Source organism: Haloferax larsenii, assembly GCF_024730625.1.
Taxonomy (GTDB): Archaea; Halobacteriota; Halobacteria; order Halobacteriales; family Haloferacaceae; genus Haloferax; species Haloferax larsenii.
In genome coordinates, this window is record NZ_CP078063.1 from 2,034,201 (window position 1) to 2,052,823 (window position 18,623).

Annotated in this window: 21 protein-coding genes; 13 read left to right on the plus strand and 8 right to left on the minus strand. The window is 63.2% G+C overall.

Annotated features, from left to right (window positions below; genetic code table 11):
* Nucleotides 1–13: 13 nt before the first annotated feature.
* Nucleotides 14–1,141: a glycosyltransferase family 4 protein gene (locus tag KU306_RS10600; protein WP_258301910.1), complete on the plus strand. Its 1,128-nt coding sequence runs from the start codon at nucleotides 14–16 to the stop codon at nucleotides 1,139–1,141.
* Here KU306_RS10600 and KU306_RS10605 read toward each other — a convergent pair.
* The 4 genes from KU306_RS10605 to KU306_RS10620 all read right to left on the minus strand — a co-directional run bounded on the left by KU306_RS10605 (nucleotide 1,138) and on the right by KU306_RS10620 (nucleotide 4,383).
* Nucleotides 1,138–1,566, minus strand: coding sequence for a hypothetical protein (locus KU306_RS10605; RefSeq protein ID WP_258301911.1), 429 nt, complete (start codon nucleotides 1,564–1,566; stop codon nucleotides 1,138–1,140). The genes KU306_RS10600 and KU306_RS10605 overlap by 4 nt on opposite strands.
* 99 nt (nucleotides 1,567–1,665) lie before the next feature.
* Nucleotides 1,666–2,412, minus strand: coding sequence for a DUF2797 domain-containing protein (locus KU306_RS10610; protein ID WP_258301912.1), 747 nt, complete (start codon nucleotides 2,410–2,412; stop codon nucleotides 1,666–1,668).
* A gap of 60 nt (nucleotides 2,413–2,472) precedes the next feature.
* Nucleotides 2,473–3,420, minus strand: coding sequence for an NAD-dependent epimerase/dehydratase family protein (locus tag KU306_RS10615; RefSeq protein ID WP_007539511.1), 948 nt, complete (start codon nucleotides 3,418–3,420; stop codon nucleotides 2,473–2,475).
* 66 nt (nucleotides 3,421–3,486) lie between these two features.
* On the minus strand, nucleotides 3,487–4,383 hold the full coding sequence (locus KU306_RS10620; protein WP_007539513.1) for an SDR family oxidoreductase: 897 nt from the start codon (nucleotides 4,381–4,383) through the stop codon (nucleotides 3,487–3,489).
* Nucleotides 4,384–4,482: 99 nt separating this feature from the next.
* On the opposite strand from KU306_RS10620, the gene KU306_RS10625 reads away from it, so the two are divergent.
* The 7 genes from KU306_RS10625 to KU306_RS10655 all read left to right on the plus strand — a co-directional run bounded on the left by KU306_RS10625 (nucleotide 4,483) and on the right by KU306_RS10655 (nucleotide 10,482).
* On the plus strand, nucleotides 4,483–5,025 hold the full coding sequence (locus tag KU306_RS10625; protein WP_074792263.1) for a tRNA (cytidine(56)-2'-O)-methyltransferase: 543 nt from the start codon (nucleotides 4,483–4,485) through the stop codon (nucleotides 5,023–5,025).
* A gap of 171 nt (nucleotides 5,026–5,196) precedes the next feature.
* On the plus strand, nucleotides 5,197–5,727 hold the full coding sequence (locus tag KU306_RS10630; RefSeq protein WP_007539517.1) for a transcription factor TFIIE subunit alpha: 531 nt from the start codon (nucleotides 5,197–5,199) through the stop codon (nucleotides 5,725–5,727).
* 3 nt (nucleotides 5,728–5,730) lie between these two features.
* Nucleotides 5,731–6,408, plus strand: coding sequence for a DUF2110 family protein (locus KU306_RS10635; RefSeq protein WP_007539520.1), 678 nt, complete (start codon nucleotides 5,731–5,733; stop codon nucleotides 6,406–6,408).
* A 4-nt stretch (nucleotides 6,409–6,412) separates the two neighbouring features.
* Nucleotides 6,413–7,198 (plus strand): DUF5803 family protein, encoded by a 786-nt coding sequence (locus tag KU306_RS10640; protein WP_258301913.1) that lies wholly within the window; start codon nucleotides 6,413–6,415, stop codon nucleotides 7,196–7,198.
* Nucleotides 7,199–7,267: 69 nt separating this feature from the next.
* The gene (locus tag KU306_RS10645) at nucleotides 7,268–7,960 is read left to right on the plus strand and encodes a competence/damage-inducible protein A (protein WP_007539524.1); all 693 of its coding nucleotides are present in this window, start codon (nucleotides 7,268–7,270) and stop codon (nucleotides 7,958–7,960) included.
* Between the two features lie 282 nt (nucleotides 7,961–8,242).
* Nucleotides 8,243–9,307 carry an ATP-NAD kinase family protein gene (locus KU306_RS10650; protein ID WP_258301914.1) on the plus strand — a complete coding sequence of 355 codons (1,065 nt, stop codon included), beginning with the start codon at nucleotides 8,243–8,245 and terminating at the stop codon, nucleotides 9,305–9,307.
* A 143-nt stretch (nucleotides 9,308–9,450) separates the two neighbouring features.
* Nucleotides 9,451–10,482, plus strand: coding sequence for a phosphate signaling complex PhoU family protein (locus tag KU306_RS10655; protein WP_007539530.1), 1,032 nt, complete (start codon nucleotides 9,451–9,453; stop codon nucleotides 10,480–10,482).
* 47 nt (nucleotides 10,483–10,529) lie between these two features.
* On the opposite strand, the gene KU306_RS10660 is transcribed toward KU306_RS10655, so the two are convergent.
* The gene (locus KU306_RS10660; RefSeq protein ID WP_007539532.1) at nucleotides 10,530–10,907 is read right to left on the minus strand and encodes a DUF7528 family protein; all 378 of its coding nucleotides are present in this window, start codon (nucleotides 10,905–10,907) and stop codon (nucleotides 10,530–10,532) included.
* Between the two features lie 225 nt (nucleotides 10,908–11,132).
* Nucleotides 11,133–12,323: an LEA/WHy family protein gene (locus KU306_RS10665; RefSeq protein ID WP_258301915.1), complete on the minus strand. Its 1,191-nt coding sequence runs from the start codon at nucleotides 12,321–12,323 to the stop codon at nucleotides 11,133–11,135.
* Nucleotides 12,324–12,443: 120 nt separating this feature from the next.
* On the opposite strand from KU306_RS10665, the gene KU306_RS10670 reads away from it, so the two are divergent.
* From KU306_RS10670 to KU306_RS10680, 3 genes are all read left to right on the plus strand, one after another.
* Nucleotides 12,444–12,626, plus strand: a complete 183-nt coding sequence (locus KU306_RS10670; RefSeq protein ID WP_258301916.1) for a DUF7525 family protein — start codon at nucleotides 12,444–12,446, stop codon at nucleotides 12,624–12,626.
* 70 nt (nucleotides 12,627–12,696) lie between these two features.
* Nucleotides 12,697–12,921, plus strand: coding sequence for a DUF7123 family protein (locus tag KU306_RS10675; RefSeq protein WP_007539538.1), 225 nt, complete (start codon nucleotides 12,697–12,699; stop codon nucleotides 12,919–12,921).
* A gap of 43 nt (nucleotides 12,922–12,964) precedes the next feature.
* Entirely contained in the window at nucleotides 12,965–13,399 is a 435-nt protein-coding gene (locus KU306_RS10680) for an SRPBCC family protein (protein WP_007539540.1), read from the plus strand.
* Between the two features lie 451 nt (nucleotides 13,400–13,850).
* Here the strand turns inward: KU306_RS10680 and KU306_RS10685 are convergent, their stop codons facing one another.
* Nucleotides 13,851–15,374, minus strand: coding sequence for an aldehyde dehydrogenase family protein (locus KU306_RS10685; RefSeq protein WP_007539543.1), 1,524 nt, complete (start codon nucleotides 15,372–15,374; stop codon nucleotides 13,851–13,853).
* Between the two features lie 175 nt (nucleotides 15,375–15,549).
* On the opposite strand from KU306_RS10685, the gene KU306_RS10690 reads away from it, so the two are divergent.
* A complete protein-coding gene (locus KU306_RS10690) occupies nucleotides 15,550–16,269 on the plus strand; it encodes a helix-turn-helix domain-containing protein (protein WP_258301917.1) in 720 nt (239 codons plus the stop codon).
* Between the two features lie 15 nt (nucleotides 16,270–16,284).
* On the opposite strand, the gene KU306_RS10695 is transcribed toward KU306_RS10690, so the two are convergent.
* A complete protein-coding gene (locus KU306_RS10695) occupies nucleotides 16,285–17,124 on the minus strand; it encodes a proline dehydrogenase family protein (protein ID WP_007539546.1) in 840 nt (279 codons plus the stop codon).
* 183 nt (nucleotides 17,125–17,307) lie between these two features.
* Between KU306_RS10695 and KU306_RS10700 the strand changes: the two genes are divergently transcribed.
* Nucleotides 17,308–18,621: an ABC transporter substrate-binding protein gene (locus tag KU306_RS10700; RefSeq protein WP_258301918.1), complete on the plus strand. Its 1,314-nt coding sequence runs from the start codon at nucleotides 17,308–17,310 to the stop codon at nucleotides 18,619–18,621.
* Nucleotides 18,622–18,623: the final 2 nt, after the last annotated feature.

Below are 18,623 nucleotides of genomic sequence, written 5' to 3' on the forward strand. Positions count from 1 at the left end.
AGCAGAACCCGCTATGCAGTCGGTCGCCGCGTTCACCGACACGTACCTGCCGACCGTCAACGGCGTCACCTACACTATTCAGACGTGGCGCGAGCGGTGGCACCGTCGCGGCGGTCGGATGGACGTCGTCTTCCCGCGCGACGACGAGTACACGCCAGAATCCGGCGAGTACGGGGTTCGAAGCCTTCCGTTCCCGTTCTACGAAGGGCTCCGAATCGGCGCGCCGCGAGTCCCGAAGGCCGTCGAGGACGCCGATATCGTGCACGCGCACACGCCGTTCGGACTCGGACTGGCAGGCTTACGGCTCGCTCGCCGCAAGAACATCCCGCTGGTTGCGACGTATCACACGCCCACCGCCGAGTACGCCGAGTATCTCAGCTCTATCGGGGCCATCGAGCGCGGTGTCGAACGGACGGCAGAGCGCTACGAACGCTGGTTCTTCGACCGCGCGGACGCCGTCATCGTCCCGAGTGAGGACGCGAAGCGTCGCCTCCGTCACGTCCTCGGCGTCGATTCCGACGTGGTCGTCCTCTCGAACGGCATCGACGTCGAACAGTTTTCGCCGGTCGCAGGCGACGACTTCCGCGAGCGATACGACCTCGGCAGTGGCCCGCTCGTCGGATACACCGGGCGACACGGTTACGAGAAGGAACTCGACGAACTCGTCCGCGCAGCAGCCGACCTCGACGCGACGCTCGTGTTCGGTGGGGACGGCCCCGCCCGCGACGACCTCGAAGCGTTGGCCGCGGACCTCGACGTTGACGCGCGGTTCCTCGGCTTCCTCGACCGCGAGGAACTCCCGGCGTTCTACTCCGCGCTCGACGTGTTCGGTTTCCCGAGCCCGGTCGAGACACAGGGACTCGTCGCGCTGGAGGCCAACGCCTGCGGTACTCCTGTCGTCGGCGTCGACGCCGGCGCACTCGAAGATACGGTCGTGGACGGGCGGACTGGTTACCACTACGAGCAAGGAGACACAGAGGGGTTCAGCCGTGCGATTCGGCGCGCACTCGACGAGCGCGAGACACTCAGTTCGAACTGTCTCGACCGGCGCGACGAGGTGAGCGTCGAACACTCGGTCGACCGACTGGCGACGCTCTACGACCGGTTGACGGCGAATAAGAAGGCGCGTCGAAAGCGTTAGTCGCGGTCTTCGAGCGCGTCGGCGATGCGGCGCAGTTCGCGGTTCACGTCACGAACTTCGTCTCGGAGCTGTCGAACCTCGCGGACGAGCTGTTCGTCGCTGCCGCTTCCCTGTTCGGGGTCGCGCGGGCCGGCGCTCGGGCCACCACCCATACCGCCTGGGCCGCCGCCCATTCCGCCGGGGCCGCCGCCGCCGCCCATCATACCGCTCATCATCTGTGCGAAGGGGTTGCCGCCGCCGCCCATGCCACCGGGGCCGCCACCGCCCATCATCTCTTCGGGACTCGGTCGGTCGCCCTCTTCTCGTTCCTTCTCGCGACGCTTGCGAATCTCTTCGACCCGCTCGCGGAACGACTTTTCTTCTTCTTCGCCCTCTTCACCCTCGTCGGGAGCCTGCGTCTCGTCTGCGGGTTCGTCGTCTGCCATGGGGGCGGATTGGCCGTCCACGCGGAAAGTGCTGACGGTCTCTGAAGATTCCGAGACGAGAGTCGGACGCGAGCCACCCGACCGGCGTCTGCCGGTCTCTCACCCGAACGACCCGAGACTCGACTGCAGTGCCCGTTCGGTCCCGCCCTCGGCGAGTTCGTAACCGACGAGGTCGCGCATGTCGACCGCGTAGGTCGTGCCCCCATTGTCGAGCAGGAGGACGCGACCTTTCACGCCGCGGACGGTTCCGGTGGCGATGGTTTCGGCGACCGGGGCCTCCCGGAGGTCGACCCCGTAGTCGAAGTCGTAGGTATCGAGAGGGTCGAACTCCGCGAGGAGCGCGTCCCACGCCTCGGCGTCGACCCGTCGACCGAGGCCGTCGATTTTGGTCGGGACGCGGATTCGGTCGGGAATCTCCGACGCGAGTTCGGCTTCGTACTCCCGAGCGACGCGGCCGTCCGAGAAGGTTCGAATGTGAGCACCGCTGTCTGCGCCCTGCTCGCGGAGGCGTGTTTCCAGACGCCACTCGCGGGTGACGCCGACTTTGAACGTATCGGGGGCGAAGGCCGCGAGATACACGGCGTGGTCCTCGAAGCAGTCCATCTCGTCTTTCAGACACGTCCCGGTACACTTCGCACAGACCCACGTGCTCCGGTGGTCGGGACAGTACGGCGCGCCCTCGTTCTCGCAGGCGACGTGGCGGTCGTCGTGAATCGTCCCCGCGCAGTGGCGGTTTTCGAGGCGGTAGTCGAGGTCGGTCCCCGATTCGAGCGTCACCGAATCGAGGCCGTCGCTCGTGCTCACGAACAGCGCGGGGGTTCCGGTATCGTAGCCGACGACCTGCACGACACGGGATAGGAATCGGTGGTAAAAAGATGGCTCGCTCGCGGCCGGTTCGAGTACGGACTACTCGTACTCGGCTTGCAGTTCAGCGTAGAGTTCTTCGGCCGCCCGACGAACTGCGTCGTCGCTGGAGGCGGTCGGTTCCCACCCGAGCGCGGACAGCTTCTCGATAGAGAGACGCATCTTCGGCACGTCGCCGGTCCACCCGCGGTCGCCACCGGTGTACTCGTAGTCGGGGTCGAGACCCATCACGTCGGCGACGATGTTCGCGATGGTCGTCACCGAGGTGGTCGTCCGCGTGCCGAGGTTGTAGACGTTGTACTCGCGGTCGGCGTTCTCGACGACGTGGCACATCGCGTCCACGCAGTCTTCGACGTGGAGGTAGGACTTCTCTTGTCGGCCGTTTCCGAGGATTTCGAGCGTGTCGGGACTCTCCAGCAACTTCTCGATGAAGTCCGGGATGACGTTGCCGCGCTGTTTCGGGCCGACGATGTTGGCGAAGCGGTACATGTAGACCGTGAAGTCGTAGGAGTGGGCGAACGTCGAGAGGAGGCCTTCGTCTGCGAGTTTTGACGACCCGTAGATGCTGATGGGTTCGAGCGGGGCGTAATCTTCCGGCGTCGGACGCGGAGCCTCGCCGTAAATCGTCGAAGAGGACGTGAAGGCGATTTCGCTCACGCCGACTTCCTGCATCCGTTCGAGGACGTTGTACGTCATCTCGGTGTTCTCCTCGAACAGTTGGCGAGGGTTCCCGTAGTTCGTGTCCGTGTAGGCGGCGAAGTGGAAGACGATATCGAGGTCTTCGGTGACGACTTCGGCCACGTCGTCGGGGTCGCACATGTCCGCCTGCGCGAACTCGACGCCCTCGGGGACGCGCTCACGTGTCCCTTTCGAGAGGTCGTCCGCGACGAGAACGTCGTTGTCGGCGGCGAGGCGGGCCGCGAGGTGAGAGCCGACCAGACCCGCACCCCCGGTCACGAGGATGCGCTTGTCGGAGAGTTCCAGAGACATACCCAAGATGAGTCTGCCGAGTGGTAAGTCCGTTTCCCCATCCTCTCGCTCACACTGACTCGCCTCTCACGGCCACGAGACTCCGGTCAAGTCCTCGCTCGACTGCCAGAGCTTCCGAGCACGTGTGTCGTCGCGGGCGGTCGAAGACGGCTCTGCACGCTCGCAGGCCGAGAAGTACGCGCCCCGGACGGTGTCGACTTCGGGCGACGCCGCGAGATAGACCGACGTTTCTGCGCCTTCCGCAGGGGAGTTTACGAAGCCACTGGTGAGGAATCGCGGCAATCGAGCGAGCACGCCGACGCCCAGCCGAACCCGAAGCGACGCGTCGCGCCAGAGACCACTCGACGGGACGAATCCGGGGTGACAGCAGTTCGCCGTCGGGCCGTCGAGTCTACGCGCGAGTTCCCTCGTGAAGAGAATATTCGCTACCTTCGACCGGGCGTACGCGCCGAGGCCGTCGTAGTCGCCGATTTCGGTCACGTCGAACGCGCCATCAGCGCGCCGATGGACTTCCGAGGCGACGGTCACGACGCGGCCGTCTCTCGGAAGGTGGTCGTGTAGGTCGTGCGTGAGGACGAACGGTGCGAGGTGGTTGACGGCGAAGGTCTTCTCGACGCCGTCGCTGGTGAGTTCTCCGGTCGGGAAGTGCCCACCGGCGTTGTTGACGAGGACGTCCAGACGCTCGGTTCGGTCGCGAACTTCGTCGGCGAGTCGGTGAACTCGCTCCATCTCGGCGAGGTCGGCGCTGAAGAACACCGACTCGCCGCCCGAGTCGTCGATTTCGCTGGCGACGCGCCGACCCGCGTCGCGGTCGCGCCCGTGGACGAAGACGGTCGCCCCGAGTCGTCCGAGTGCGAGCGCCGTCTCCCGGCCGACACCCGAGGTTGCGCCGGTGACGAGAGCTGTCTCCCCCGTGAGGTCGCAGTCTTCGACTCCGGCTTCGACTTCCGGTCTGTGACCCATGGGAGGTGATGGAGCGTCGTCGGTGATAAACTTCAGTAGGATGAAACACCGCGCCCGCGTTCCGAAAGCACCACTTTCCTCGGCCATCTCCGGGACAGTATGCAAGACGAACCCGAAGTCGCCGTCCTCCGGTACGGGCACCGGCCGGGACGCGACGACCGGATGACGACGCACGTCGGCTTGACTGCGCGCGCGCTCGGTGCCGACCGGGTCATCTTCCCGGACAACGCCGGCCACTCACAGGAGACAGTCGAAGACATCACCGGGCGATTCGGCGGCCCGTTCGACGTCGAACTCACCGAGGGCCTCAACGGCGTCATCAGAAACTGGACGGGGAAAATCGTCCACCTGACGATGTACGGCGAACGCGTGCAGGATGTCGAAAAAGACATCCGCGATGCGCACGCCGAAGAGCCGCTTCTCGTCGTCGTCGGTGGCGAGAAGGTTCCCTTCGAAGTGTACGACGAAGCAGATTGGAACGTCGGCGTCACGAACCAACCGCACTCCGAGGTCGCGGGCCTCGCGGTCTTCCTCGACCGCCTGTTCGACGGTCGTGAACTCGACCGCGAGTGGGAAGACGCCGAGAACCGCGTCGTTCCGATGGAGACGGGCAAGAAGGTCGTTCCCGCCGAAGACGAGTAGCCGAGTAGACGAGTAGCCGAGTAAGTCGCCGGTGGTGCCACACGGCACGAACCGTCGGCGTGCAACGCGTTCGGCACGGGGCGACTCGTCGGCGTATTGGCACACGGCGCGGGTCCCACGCGTGCGGGGGAGTGATAAGACTTAATGGCGTTCCTGACGCCAATTTCGACAATGGCTTTTGAGGAGCTGCTGAACGACCCTGTCATCCAAAAGTACCTCCACGAGTTGGTCGGACCGACGGGGATGCCTGTTGCTGCGGCACCCCCGGACGGTGAGGTAACCGACGAGGAACTCGCCGAAGAGCTCGGTCTCGAGCTTAACGACGTTCGTCGTGCACTCTTTATTCTCTACGAGAACGACCTCGCCTCCTACCGGCGCGTTCGTGACGAGGACTCTGGGTGGCTCACCTATCTCTGGACCTTCCACTACGAGAACATCCCGGAGAACCTCGAAGAGGAGATGTACCGCCTGCTGGAGGCGCTCGAAGACCGCCTCGAATACGAACGGAACCACGAGTTCTACCTCTCCGAACCGGCGGGTATCCGTTTCGAGTTCTCCGAGGCAATGGAACTCGGCTTCCAGTGTCCCGAGACCGGCGCACCGCTCGAACCGATGGATAACGACGACCTCGTCGACGCGATGGAGCACCGAATCACGGAACTCCGAGACGAGCTTAACGTCGAAGTGACGGGTACAAACTAATCGATGGTTGTACTCGCAACGAAGTGCTACATCGACGGCGACGCACGGAACCGTGCGCTCGACAGTCTCCAATCGCTCGTCGCCAACGACATCGGCGACCTCGACGTAGACTACGACATCGGCGTGCGCGACGACGACTTCATCTCGGTCACCATCACGGGCGACGACGCAACTGTCGCGCGGAACGTCCTGCGTGAGACGTGGGGCGAGGTGACGCCACACCTCTCTGCGGGTGAAGAGTACGTCGGAACGCTCGAACACTGGGACGACGACGGTATCGTCCTCGACGCGGGCCAAGAGGTTCGCGTCCCGACCGACGAACTCGGTCTCGGACGCGGGTCCGCGACGCAGGTCCGCGACAGGTTCGGACTCGTCCAGCACGTCCCGCTTCGGTTCGTCTACGGCGGCGAGGACGAACCCTCGCGGCTCGCGGACGACGAAATCGACCGCCTCTACGAGTGGACACGCGGCACTGACCGCGTCAACGTCAACAGTGCCACCCGCGGCGAGGTTCGCGCCACGGTGAACCGCGCCGGCCACGCGAACGACATCGTGACCGTCGAGCGACTCGGACTGCTCGAACAGAGCATCATCTGCCGCGACGAGACGGACGGGCCGGGACTCCTCGCGAGTATCGGCTCGTACCTGCCGGCAGAACTCAAGTGCGTCATCGGCCAGTAGGACGATGAACAAGCGACTCCTCGTCGGTTTCGCCGGGCTTGCCCTCCTCCTCGTCACCGCCGGGTGTCTCGGGGGCACAAGTAGCGTCGCGAGCGACCGCCTCGACGCAGATCCGGCCGAGACCTACGCGTGGGAATCCGACGCCGACGCGCACATCACCGTCCAAGACAACGGCCGCTTCCGCGCCGTCTACGACGTGAACGCCTCGTCGCTCGAACTGTACCGGTTCGACGGCTTCGGCAGTCGAACGCCGCTGTCGGTCGAGGCACTCCGGTACAGATACGAAAATGGGACCGTCGTCAACGGGACGGAACTCCGCGCCCGCGGCGGCGACGTGACGCGAAACAACCGCATCACGAACGTCACGCTTCCGGCAGATGCGAACGGCGACGGAAAGCTCGCGTTCACCTCGTCGTCGACGCCGAAGCGGTTCGCGCTCCCGGTGCTCGTCGAGGGGTCCTACGAGGTGGTCTTACCGCCAAACCGCCGCGTCGACTTCCCAATCTTCGGCTCCGTCCAACCGAGCGGCTACGAGACGGAAGTCGTCGGCGACCAACTCCACATCGAGTGGACGAACGTCACCACGCGGAACGTCGTCGTGCAGTTCTACCTGCAGCGTGACCTCGGCATCTTCGCGGTCATCGCCGCCGTCTCGATACTCGTCGGCGGGGCTGGGATGCTCTACTACCGCCGGCAGATAGAGGCGCTTCGTGAACGGCGCGAAGAACTCGGTCTCGACGTCGAGGTCGACGACGACGACCGACGCGGGCCGCCGCCGGGAATGGGCTGAGACGGCTCGCTTTCTCCACCCCTCGCCGGGGCGGACGCCTTTTTGCTCGTCACTCCCTTACCGCGGGGTATGAAGGCTGCTGTGGTTACTGTCGGAGACGAACTCCTCGCCGGTGACACCGTCGACACGAACGCGACGTGGCTGTGTACGCAGTTGACCGAGCGCGGCGTCGCCGTCGAGCGCGTGACGACGCTCCCGGACCGCGTCGACGCCATCGCCCGCGTCGTCAACGAATATCACGCCGAATACGACGCTGTCATCGTCACCGGTGGTCTCGGACCGACCCACGACGACGTGACCATGGACGCTGTCGCTGCCGCCTTCGGTCGGGAGTTGGAACCCCACGAGGAAGCAGCGACGTGGCTGGAAACGAACGGTGGCTACTCTGCGGCGGACTTGGTGAAGGGAACGACAGACCTCCCCGCAGGGGCGCGGATGCTTCCGAACGAGGCGGGTGTCGCGCCGGGCGCTGTCGTCGGCTCAGTCTACGTGCTTCCGGGCGTTCCAGACGAGATGAAGACCATGTTCGGTCGTATCGCCGACGAGTTCGCTGGCGAAACCAACCACGTCCGGTTCGTCCACACGTCGGAGCCCGAGAGTTCACTCATCGAGCGATTCGAAGCGTTACAGTCCGAGTTCGACGTGCGGGTCGGCAGCTACCCCGGCGACCACGTCCGAGTGAAGCTTGCAGCCACAGACGAATCGACGGTGGAAGCGGCGGTCGCGTGGCTCGAAGAGCGTGTAGAGTCTCACGAAGAGTAGTCGGCAGGGTGGTCCGTCGCGAAAATCGGTCGCCTGCGTTAGCGCTGGAGGTACCAGAGCCACCCAGCGGTCAAGACAACGCTCGCAAGGAGGACGACACCGGCCGTCTCCGAGGTCGGTAACACCTGCTCGGCTGCTTCTAACGGAATCATACGTGACAGTTGCCGCTGCGGCCCCCTTAAACAGTGAGGTTCCGGCGACAGTCGACTTCGAGTGAGTGTGCCGACAGCGCGGACCACCGTGCATCGCGGTATTTTTCTCCGCCCCGCCGTTGGGTCCGGTATGCGAATCGGTGTCGTCGTCAACCCCGTGGCAGGCATGGGCGGTCGAGTCGGACTGAAGGGGACCGACGGGAAGGTCGACGAGGCCCGCGCCCGCGGTGCCGAGCCCAGAGCGCCCGAACGGGCACGTCGCGCTCTCTCTCGCCTCGCCGACCTCGCCCCCGAAACGACCCTCCTCGCGTGGGGCGACCCGATGGGTGCATCACTCGCGCGCGAGGCGGGCTTCGACCCCGACGTGCTCGGCGAGCCAGCGGGCGAGGAGACGACCGCCGACGATACCATGGCGGCTGTCGAAGCCTTCGTCGAGGCGGGCGTCGGCCTCGTCCTGTTCGTCGGGGGCGACGGAACCGCAGCAGATGTCGCAGACGCACTCGACGGTCGAGAGATTCCGATGCTCGGCGTCCCGGCGGGAGTGAAAGTCTATTCTTCGGTCTTTGCTGTCTCACCTGAGGATGCCGCCGTCGCGGCCACGACGTTCGAACGAACCGAAGCGCGAGAGGTCATGGACATCGACGAAGACGACTACCGCTCGGGCGAGGTCCGCCCGGAACTCCGGGCCGTCGCGCACGTCCCGGTCGCCGAGGACCTCCAATCGTCGAAACAGACCGGCGGCGGGACGGTCGAAGCACTCGCCGCGGGCGTCGCAGACGACATCCGAGGGGGCGACGGAGTCACCTACGTCCTCGGTCCCGGCAGCACCGTCGGCGCGGTGAAAACCGAACTCGGAATCGACGGCTCACCGCTGGGTGTCGACCTGTATCGCGACGGAGAGGTGCTCGTCCGCGACGCCACCGAGGCCGAGATTCTGGCGAACCTCGGCGAGAAAAACGTCATCGTCGTCACGCCAATCGGCGGGCAGGGATTCGTCTTCGGTCGCGGAAACCCGCAGCTCTCACCGGACGTGATTCGCCGCTGTGACGTGCGAGTCGTCGCCTCGCGGTCGAAACTCGATACGATACCCGTGCTCCGCGTCGACACCGACGACCCCGACCTCGACGAGGAACTCCACGGGTGGACCAAAGTTCGCGTCGGCCGAGTCGAGCGCCGGATGATGAAAATCGTGTAAATTCCGGCCGAAGAGTGATTTTTCGTGTGCCGAAGGGGAGCGAAAAGAGGACGATTTCACGCTGACCAATCTCATCCCCATACATTATTCATCGAGGTTGGCGTATAGTGGGGTTTAAGGTCATAGAAAGGGTGATGACTCGCATGGAGACAAGGAAAGTCCAGCGTCTCGGGCCGTCGACGCTGGCGATGACACTCCCAGCGGAGTGGGCACGGGAACACGACGTCGAGAAAGGCGACGAAGTTTCCATACGAACGAGCGGGAAAGGAACGCTGACCGTTCTTCCCGAGTCGGTGAGCACCGAAGATTCGACCGCGACGATTCGAGCGGACAAACTCAACGCGGAGGCGCTCGAACGGGCTATCGTCGCACAGTACGTACTCGGACGCCGCGTCATCCACATCGAAAAGAGCGAAGGCGCACTCGACTCAGACCACATCAACGCCGTCTACAAAGCCGAAACACAGCTTATGGGACTCGGCGTCATCGAGGAGACGCCGGAGCGAATCGCCATCCGGTGTTCGGTCGATGCGGAGGACTTCACGCTCGACAACCTGCTCGAACGACTGGAGAACACGGGCAGTACGATGCGCGGCGAGGCCGTGAAGGCACTCGCTCACGGGAATCCTGACCTCGCACAACGCGCACTCAACCGTGAGCGACAGGCGAACAAGATTTTCGTCCTGTTGCTCCGTCTCATCTTCACGTCGTACCAGAACCCCAACCTCGCGAGAGCGGTCGGTCTCCACTCCGGGTTCCCGCTCATCGGCTACCGGTCGGTGGCAAAGAACCTCGAACTGACCGCCGACAACGCCGAGGACATCGCGAACATCGTCATGGACGCCGAGGGCCACAGTATCGACGTGGACCAGTCGACCATGCGGCGCATCCGCGAGTTCACGGACCACGTGGACGAAATCACGACCACCGCCGTTCGCGCGGTCGTCGAACGCGACTACGACCTCACCATCGAGTGTCGCGAACTCTTCCGGGAGATTCGTGACCGCGAGCGCGACATCCTCAACGACCTCCCCGAGATGGAAAACCAGAAACTTCTCCAGATTCGGGAGGTCCTCGTCAGTCTCCAGCAGACTGCACAGTACGCGATGCGGAACGCCGAAATCGCGGCGAACCTGTCGCTCAACAAAGAGTCTGAGCACGTGACGCTTCACTGAGTCGGTCGCAAGTCGCCGAGTCGGTCACCGACTCGGCCGCCGCAGACTCAGTCAGCGACCAACTCGACTTCGGTATTTTGCTCCGGCGACTCCTTCTCGCCGGTCAGGGGATTTCGACGGGCGATTCGGCAGTCGAACGCCGGGTGTTCGCCGAAGTGTCTGATTATCATGTGCCGCCGTGAGCCAGTGATACCGGTTCGCCCGACGTCTTCGGCCGTAAACGTCTCCGGCAGTCGGTCGTACAGACGGCGCAGTTCCTCGAAACTCGCGAACACTTTCGCGTTGCCAGTCGAGTCGGCACCGCGCCGAGAGACGACGTAGCTGCCGTCCTGTCGGTACTCGCCAGCAGTTCGGAAGAACTCTCGTTTCTCTGTCAACGCCGAGCCGATAGCGTCTTGCAAGTCGGCAGCGGCGTCTCGGGACAATTCACAGGTCTGACCATCGATGGAGACGACGATGCGTTCGTCGTCGCTTTCGACGGTTACGGGGTTCTCATCACGGGAGAAGAACTCGATCAGGAGCGTGGGTACTCCGTGTCATACACACTGCTATTGCGTCCCACTGTAAAGAACTATCGACCGGGACAGGATTGGCCGACGAATAGTAGGCAAATCGGAGATAGTGGTGAGAGTGTGACGATTCGAGGGGAGTTACAACAACCCGTCGTCAGTCGTAGTCGTTCCCGAGTCGGACTCCGTGGTCGTCGCCGTAGGCGTCGGTTCGGTGGTTGGGGTTGGAGTCGCAGTTGGCGAGTCAGTCGGCGACGACGTGGTCTGCCCCTCGGCCGTCGTCGTTTGCGTATCAGCCTCCGATGCGGTCGTCGTCTGTTCCGAGTCGCCCGTCTCGGTCGTCTCCGAGTCAGTCGTCGCCGACTCGCCAGACTCGGAGGCAGCTTTGTTACCGAAGATGTCGGTCTCGAACGTCTTCTCGTAGGTTAGCGCGTCGAGCGGGACAGAGAACGTCGTGCCCGCGGCGTCAATCTTCGCGTCGAACTCGATGCGGAGGTCGGTCGTCTGGTTGCGTTGGATGTGGGTCACCCACCAATCGTCGAGGTTCTCGTTGTCGATGTAGGTGGTCGCCTCGATTGTCTCGGTCGATTCGGGCGGGATGACGTACTCGGATTCGGTCGTTCCGTTGCCCACCGTCACGTCGTTCATCGAGATTCCGTAGCCGAGTTCGGAGATTGCGACAGGGTACGGCTTGGGGTTGTGGACGACGAACGTGAGGTCGAGTGCGGTCTGCTCGTCGGTCGTCTCGCCCCATTCGGCGCGCGTCTCGTTGATGTAGAGCACCGGGTCGGAGACGACGGGCGCACTCGCGTTTACCTCGCGCGTCTCCGTGGAGTTGAACGCCGAGAGCAGGTCGGTGTCGATAGACCGGGTAATCTCGGGTGCTTCGAACGACTGGCCGAGCGTCGAGGACGTGACCGTGGCGTTCACCGCGAGGTCGGTGTGCTCGCCGTTCTGGATGTGCGACACCCACCAGTCGGGGATGCGCTCGTTCGAGAGCGCGGTCCGGAGGGGCACTGCGGTCGTTCCCTGCCCGATAGAGACGCCGTCTTTCGAGCCGTCGGCCATTCGAATGTCGTTCATCGACACCGAGTAGTCGACCGAAATCCCGGAGAGGTTGGCCGAAATCGGATTCGGGTTCGAGACGCGGATGTCGGTCTCGATGACGGTCGCCGTCTCGTTGACGCCGGCGAATCGGTTGTCGACGCCGTCGACGCTCGGTGCGCCGATGATTCCCATCGCGTACGCGCCGCCGATACCGCCGGCGACGACGAGAAGCGCGACGAGGACGATACGAATGCGTCCGCCGAGTACTGCTGACACAAGTCCCATTGTACTGTCTCACACAGACGGTGGTACAAAGGTCGAACGGCCGACGACGTATTTGCTCCGTGCCCACACGACGCACGGAGTGTCGAATGAACTAAGTGGGCACCCACGAACGTCGGGATTATGGAGACGAAGACGGTGCAATCGGACAAGTCCATCGGCTTTGCAGCACTCTTCAGCGTGCTCACGCTCGTCGGTGCTGGGCTGATGGTCGCTGGACCCGACCAACTGACCAAAGCAGCCGGATTCGCTGTGGCTATCGTCGCCGCCTCGCTCGCGGTGGCGGGAGCCCACATGTTCAAGTAAAGCGCATTCGGGCGGCCGGTCGCTCTGACGGGTAATCGTTAAGAAGTCACGTTCCCTAGGCGAGTCGAGGATGAACGAGTTCACCGACGAGGAAAAGCGCATTCTCACGTACCTCCAAGAGAGTGTTAGTCGCGGAGAGAGCTACTTCCGTGCAAAGAACATCGCAGAGGCCATCGGGCTGACGGCTAAACAGGTCGGTGTTCGGCTGCCGCGACTCGCAGAGAAGTCCGAAGACGTCGAAATCGAAAAGTGGGGTCGCGCCCGCTCGACGACGTGGCGCGTCACCCTCAGCTAGGTCGATTCCGCGGTTTTTTACTTTGGAGTAACGAGGGTAACCCATGACCGTCCGCGTGAAACGAACGTTCGAGTTCGACGCCCCCGGTGAGCGCGTGTGGGAATTCATCTCCGACCCCGCGAAGCGAGCAGGCTCGATAAGTGTCGTCGACCGGTACGACATCTCCGACGACGGTCGGCGTGCGACTTGGTATCTCGAACTTCCGATTCCCCTCGTTCGCTCGACGGTGACGGTCGAGACCGAAGACGTCGACGTCGAACCACCGACCCACGTCCGGTTCGTCGGGCGGTCGCGCGTCATGCACGTCTCCGGCGAGCACACCATCGAGTCCGACGGCGACGACGGCTGCCGGTTAGTCAACGAATTCGTCGTCGACGGCCGTCTGCCGGGCGTCGAGACGTTCTTCGAGCGGAACCTGGACCGCGAGCTACAGAACCTCGAAGCGGCGCTCCGCGAGGAACTCGAAGCGACCGCCTGAGTCCGGACGACCCGCAAAATTCACGCGGTACGGATTGGCATGCGGCACGTGATGGGGTGTTGCGGTGGGTTTATCAACATTCACTCCTAACCGATATTCGCCGACGCAACAGGCGCTTTTCTCGCCAGACGTCGGCGACTCCACATCCGCCGCACCCGCCGCAACGTATCGGGGTCCGTTGTGGCATCCAATGACGTGGCCACGTCGTTTCACGCCCCCAAGCCCGGTGGGGGCGTTCCCACCCCTCGTCTCACCTCACCTCGCCAACGGGTGACCTGAGACCACAGGGCTTCCTCCTCCGCCCTTTCGATGTCGTCTCTGTCGTTTTCGGTACTGTCTCTGTGGTGAGCGACGCGTCTCGCGTGTGAGTTGGCGTCGGCGTTCCGGTCGAGTCGTCACTCGCCGTCGAGCGTCGAAGAAAGAAAGTGCGGGGCCGTGAGTGAACGCCGTGTTAGTCGTCTTTGGTCTTGATGTCCGCGGAGAGGCCCTGTGCCATGCGGATCTCCTTGGAGTTGTTGAGCGTCCACGCGGTGCGCTCGGTGACCGCTTCGATGATTTCGCGGGCCGACGGGTAGCCGTTGCCGGACTTCTTGACGCCACCGAACGGGAGGTGGACCTCGGCACCGATACACGGGAGGTTCCCGTAGGCGAGACCGACTTCCGCGTTGTCGCGGAAGTAGTTAATCTGGCGGTAGTCCTCGGAGATGACGGCACCGGCGAGACCGTAGTCGGTGTCGTTCTGAATCTCGACGGCCTCTTCGATGTCACCGGAGTATTTCAGGAGCGCGACGTGCGGACCGAAGACCTCCTCGTGCGTACAGCGGAGGTCTTCCTTGGCGTCGGCTTCGTAGACGAACGGGCCGACCCAGTGACCGTCTTCGTGGCCGTCGGGAATCTCGTCGTCGTCGAGTTCCGTGCGGTCGACGAGGACGTTCACGCCTTCCTTCTGTGCGAGTTCGGCGTAGCTGCGGACCTTTTCGAGGTGTCCCTCTTCGATGAGGGGGCCCATGAAGGTGTCTTCGCGAAGCGGGTCGCCGACGGAGACGTCCTTCGCGAGTTCGACGAAGCGCTCTTTGAACTCGTCGTAGACGTCCTCGTGAACGACGAGGCGCTCGGAGGAGACACAGCGCTGACCGGTCGTCTTGAACGACGACATGACCGCGGAGTGGACCGCGATGTCGAGGTCTGCCTTCTCGGTGATGACGATGTTGTTCTTACCACCCATCTCACACGCGGCGAGCGTGCCGGGCTGCTGGGCGACCTTCGCGGCGACTTCGTGGCCGACTTCGGCGGACCCCGTAAAGAGGACCGTGTCGGTGCGCTCGTCGTCGACGATGGAGGCACCGGTGTCGCCGAAGCCCTGCACCATGTTGAACACGCCGTCCGGGATACCGGCGTCTTCGAACATCTCGGCGATAATCTGGCCACACCACGGCGTCTGCTCGGCGGGCTTCCAGACGACGGTGTTGCCCTCGACGAGCGCGACGGCCATGTGCCAGAACGGGATTGCGACCGGGAAGTTCCACGGGGTGATACAGCCGACGACGCCGCGGGGCTTGCGGCGCATGTAGGCGTCCTTGCTCGGGATTTCGCTTGGGATGACGTCGCCCTTGGGGTGGCGGGCGTCGCCTGCGGCCCACTCGACCATGTGGTAGGCTTCGATGACGTCGGCGCGGCCTTCGGAAATCTCCTTGCCACACTCTTTGGTCACGATTTCGGCGAGTTCCTCGGTTCGCTCGCGCAGTTCGTGGTAGATGTCCCACAGGTACTCCGCGCGGTCGATGTGCGAGAGTTCGCGCCACTCCTCGAAGGCTTCGTCGGCCGCCTCCATGGCAACGTCGATGTCTTCCGGTGTGCCGCGTCGGAACGTCGCCAGCGTCTCACCGGTCGCTGGGTTCTCACTTTCGAACGTCTCCTCCCCGGAGCCGTCTACCCATTCGCCGTCGATATAGTGTTGATATACGTCCTGCGCCATAGTGGTGATATTTGCGGAACTTACATTAATAACCCCGTCACCGTCCATGGGAGGGAAGTGTTTTCTACTATGATGTATTATCGCCATAGTTCGACGAGCGTTCTGTTCGTTCAGCAACTATTCGCCCTCCCTGAGCATAGACAACGTCTTACATCCCCGTCTACAATGCGGCCGTATGAGCGAGCGCATGGCTGGGCAGGGCACGCGCCTGACGCTCGACCTCTGGCATCCGAACTGTTGGGCGATAGAAGCCACAGAAGAGCACAGAGGCGGCATACTGGCACACGCAATCTACGACGCACCGACAGCAGGAATCGAACGGGCAAACGGACTCTTTACGGCGTACGGCGAATCCATCGACGAGGTCGAGACGCTCTTGGATACGATTGCTGATTCGGAGTTGACGGGCGACGTTCTCGAACTCCAAGAGCGGTTCGACCCCCGCGGCCGACGGGTCGCACCCGGGTCGGTCGCGCGCGAGTTCTTCCTCGAATACGACCCGAGCGATATGATTTGCCCGCGACTCCTCGAACAGGGGTTCGTCCACAGCGCACCCACACAAATCGAAGGCGGCCGTGAGAAGTGGCAGGTCTGGTTCGCCGGCGAGCGCACCGAGATACAGGGTCGCATCGACAAGGTGATGGACCGCACGGACGCCGACATCCGAGTCGACTCCATCTCTTCGACAGAAGGCGCAGAGCCCGAGCGGGGTCGGCGATTAGACACGCTCACTCGGAGTCAGCGCGAGGCGTTCGAACTGGCAAGAGAGGAAGGATACTACCGGTGGCCCCGCGAGATATCGACCAGGGAACTCGCGTCCAAGATGGACATCTCGAAGACTACGCTACTCGAACATCTCAGGAAAGCGGAAGCGAAGTTACTGGACCCCCAGTAAAGCCGGCTCGCCCGGTTAAATACCGGTGACTGCGCGCAGCGCGAACAGCGCGTTTTCCTTGCGTTCGCGCACGCGACGGTAGAAGTACTGGAACCACTTGTCACCGTAGGGGACGTACTGCCACATCTCGACGTCGTCGGCGACGAGGTTACGCTGTGCGTCTTCGCGGACGCCCATCAGCATCTGGACCTCGTACGGCGTTCCGTACTGGCCGTGGAGGTCGCGCGCGTGCGACAACATCGATGGGTCGTGGCTGCCGACGGCGATGCCGTCGTCGAACTCGGTGAACATGTATTCGAGCAGTTCTTTGTACACCTCGTCGACCTTCGCTTTCTTCTTGTAAGCGACCGACGCCGGTTCGTTGTACGCGCCTTTGACGAGGCGGACCTTGCCGGGGACGTCTGCCAGACGTTCGAGGTCGTCGGGCGTTCGCTTCAGGTTCGCCTGCACACAGACGCCGACGCTGCCGTCGGTCTGGTGTCCGAGGTCGTCGACCGCGTCGAGCGTTACGTCAGTCGTCGTATAATCTTCCATGTCGACCCAGACGAAGACGTCGTCCGCCGCGGCGGCGTCGACGATGCGGTCGAGATTTTCGCGGAACACGTCGTCGCCGACGTCCAGACCAATCTGCGATGGCTTGACGGAGATACAACCGTCGAGGTCACTTGCTCCGAGTTGTTCGACGAGCGAGACGTATGCGGCCGCGTCCTCGTCGGCCCCTTGGCGAACACTGTAGTGTTCACCGAGGAGGTTCAGTATTCCACAGATACCGTCACGGTTCAGCGACTCGACGTGCGAGAGCGCGTCGTCGGCCGTCTCACCCGCCACGAAATTGTTCGCGATGGGGGGAATCATCGAATCGGTCTACTTTGAGTGTGTGCCTAAAGGGTGACCCTACCAAATTATTCTGCCCGAAAATTACCGAATCAAAACACGTAATCGGCCGACATAGCTCTGCTTCGGCCAGTACCGACCATGGACGGTTACAGGTATATTTACGACAATCGTTGAGAACTCCTTGTTATGACACCGCAAGACATGGATCGTAGAACACTGCTTAAGCTGTCAGGTCTTTCACTTGTCGGCGCAACCGCGGGCTGTCTCGAAAGCGACGAGGAATCGACACCCACCGAGTCGAACGGCGGCGGTGGCGGTGGCGGCAGTGATGGCGGCGAGGACACCACGACCGCAAGCGACGACAGCGGAAGCATGTCTTCCTACACCATCGGGATGGTCGACTCGCTCACGGGGTCGCTCGCACCGTATGGTGAGCGGAACACGCGTGGTCGCAAGCTGGCAGTCGAAGCCATCAACGAAGTCGGTATCGGCGAAGACGAGACGCCACTCAACATCGCCGTCGAGGACGACGAGAGTACGAATCAAGGCGGCGTCAGCGCAGCACAGAAGCTCGTCAACCAAAACGGCGTCCCACTCCTTATCGGGTCTGTCGGGTCCGGCGTCTCCATCGCCATCCACGACAGTGTCGCGAAGGACGCTGGTGTCGTCCAAATCAGCCAGAACAGTACGAGTCCCGAACTGACGACACGCCCGGAGCTGCTCCGTATGAGTCCGTCCGGTGCAGCCAAGGGACAGGCGCTCGCCAACCTCGTCAACGACGACGGCCACGACACCGTCGCCGTGACGTGGATCAACAACGACTACGGGACCGGCCTCTCGGACGTGTTCGCCGAGACGTTCGAATCCGACCTCGGCGGGACCGTCGAATACAACCAACCCCACGACCAGGGGCAGTCGTCGTACAGTGGAATTCTCACCGAGATGGCCTCGACGGACGCCTCCGCGTGGGTGTTCATCACCTACGCGAACGAGTTCACCGTGATGGCGAACGAAGGGTTCGACCAGGGCTACAACACGCAAGTCGACTACTACGGTGCCGAGTCGACCATCGCCGACTCTATCATCGAGAACACGCCGGCAGGCAGCATGGACGGTATGAAGGGTATCACCGAGAGCGCCCCGAGTGACCAAGACAACTACCAGAACTTCGTCTCCGAGTTCGAGTCGGCCTACGACGCATCGCCGACGGTGTGGTCCGCGTACGCCTACGACGCTGTCACCGTCGCCGCACTCGCCATCGAAGCCGCTGGCGAGTTCTCGAGTGACGCACTCGCAGAGGTCGTCCGCGACGTGACCCGGCCAGAAGGTCAAGAAGTGTTCAACTTCGCCGAGGCCGTCGAGGTACTCCGCGACGGAGGCTCGGCGAGCGACATCAACTATCAGGGCGTCAGCGGTCCTGTCGACCTCGACGAGAACGGCGACCCGCCGGGCTTCTACCAGGTCTACAGCGTCGCGGACCACAAGTACGAATTCGGCGACTACATCACCAGCTAGAC